The organism is Muriicola sp. (assembly GCF_049669965.1).
Taxonomy (GTDB): domain Bacteria; phylum Bacteroidota; class Bacteroidia; order Flavobacteriales; family Flavobacteriaceae; genus Muriicola.
Genome location: NZ_JBATLB010000016.1, coordinates 1 through 1,895 on the forward strand (window position 1 = coordinate 1; position 1,895 = coordinate 1,895).

Sequence of the window (1,895 nt, forward strand, 5' to 3'; positions counted from 1 at the left end):
CATTTGTAGTTTCCATGAAAATAACAGTGTCCTTTGGAATTTGCTGCCAGGATCTTATACCCGTTCCTGGCACAATTCTATAAGCACCCCATTCGTGGTTTTGGGGTGCAAAAAGGCCACCCATTTATTGTCAGCCCCCCTTTTGGGTTCTTCGTTGAGCACCACAAAGCCTTCTTTTTGTAGTCGGGCTATTTCTGCCTTAATATCATCTACTTCAAAAGCAATATGATGAATGCCCTCCCCCTTCTTTTCTATAAACTTGGCAATGGGGCTGTCTGGCGTAGTGGCTTCCAGCAATTCTATCTTATTGGGGCCCGCCAGAAAAAAAGAGGTTTTAACCCCTTCTGAGGCCACTTCTTCCATCTTGTAATGCGGTGTTCCAAACAATTTTTCAAATAAACGGTTAGATGCTTCCAGATCTTTTACCGCTATGCCCAGATGTTCTATTTTCTTCATCGTTTTGTGCTCTTATTCAAAAATACACTTTTAGGCGTATTTTTTGCTTCAATTCGTTCAGATGTAAAAGCCTGAATCGTATAAAGCCCCTAGGTTATTTATTCAGAAAGTGCGGGAATAATTTTGACAATCAGTGCATTCCACTCAAAGAAATCTTTGCTTTTTTACAATAATTGGTCTAGTAAGATGTTTTAAATACATCTATATGTAAGATTTTTCTATCTTTCTTGTAGGTGTATAAAATATTCTTTAGGCCAAAAACATTAGAATGGTTAAGACAACTATCCCACTTTATGATTTCCCAGTCCCCGTGGCACTTCTAGATAACGACCTTAAGTTTGAAAGTTTTTCTCAACTCCTGCTCCATACCCTCAAGCTCGATTCCTCCATTAAAGGGAAATCTTGTCTCGAACTACAGCATCTTCTTCCGAAAGAACTGTTTATGGACCTGCAACTGTCCAAAGAGGGGATTAGCAAGAAATCTGAACCAACACGATTCGCAGATCCCATGGGGGAAGTAGAATGGTTTCAATGGCAAATAAATCCCTACCAGAATGGAAAAAATGAGGTGGGCAGTATAATGATAATCCTGGAGAAGGTTACGGAGCAAATGTTAGGCAAAGATCTTCATATTAGGGCAGAACAAATGGCCAGGGTAGGTGGATGGATTTTGGACTTAATAAAAAATAAGATCTACTGGTCTGCCATGACCAAAGAAATCCATGATGTGCCTGAAGATTTTGAACCGAACCTGGAAACGGGGATCAACTTTTATAAAGAAGGCTTCAGTAGGGAGACCATAACTAAACTGGTAAAAGCCGGAATGGAAAAAGGAACTCCTTGGGATACAGAGCTGATAGTGATTACTCAAAAGGGGAAAGAGATCTGGGTACGCGCCAAAGGAGAACCCGAGATGATTGATGGAAAATGCATCCGCATTATTGGAACCTTTCAGGATATTGACAGCCGTAAACGTGCGGAAATTGAAAAAAACAAAATTAGCAAGCGTCTGGAAATAGCCACAAATGCTGCCAAGATTGGCATTTGGGATTTCGATATTGTCAATAATGTGTTAGAGTGGGATGATAACATGTACAAAATCTATGGTATCCCCAGAGAAAAATTTAGCGGTGTTTATGAGGCCTGGGGTGCAACCGTGCATCCTGAAGACAAGGATTGGTCAGCGAAAGCTGTGGAAGATGCGATAGCCGGAAAACAAAAGTTAGATATGAATTTCCGTATCCTATGGCCGGGTGAAGATATTCACTGGATCCACGGCGAAGCTACGGTATTACACGATGCTGAAGGGAATCCTATAAAAATGATCGGGTGTAATTGGGACATTACCACCCAGAAGCAGACCGAAGATGAAATGCAACAACTGCTAAATACTACCACTTTCCAGAATGAAAGCCTCTTAAACTTTGCCCATATTGTTT

2 protein-coding genes are annotated in these 1,895 nt (G+C 40.9%); one reads left to right on the forward strand and one right to left on the reverse strand.

The window, feature by feature from the left end:
* Positions 1-54: 54 nt before the first annotated feature.
* Positions 55-456, reverse strand: coding sequence for a methylmalonyl-CoA epimerase (mce, locus tag WBM49_RS00550; RefSeq protein WP_424370107.1), 402 nt, complete (start codon positions 454-456; stop codon positions 55-57).
* A 268-nt stretch (positions 457-724) separates the two neighbouring features.
* Between mce and WBM49_RS00555 the strand changes: the two genes are divergently transcribed.
* Positions 725-1,895 (forward strand): PAS domain-containing protein (locus WBM49_RS00555; RefSeq protein WP_424370108.1); only part of this gene is annotated, 1,171 nt, incomplete at its 3' end.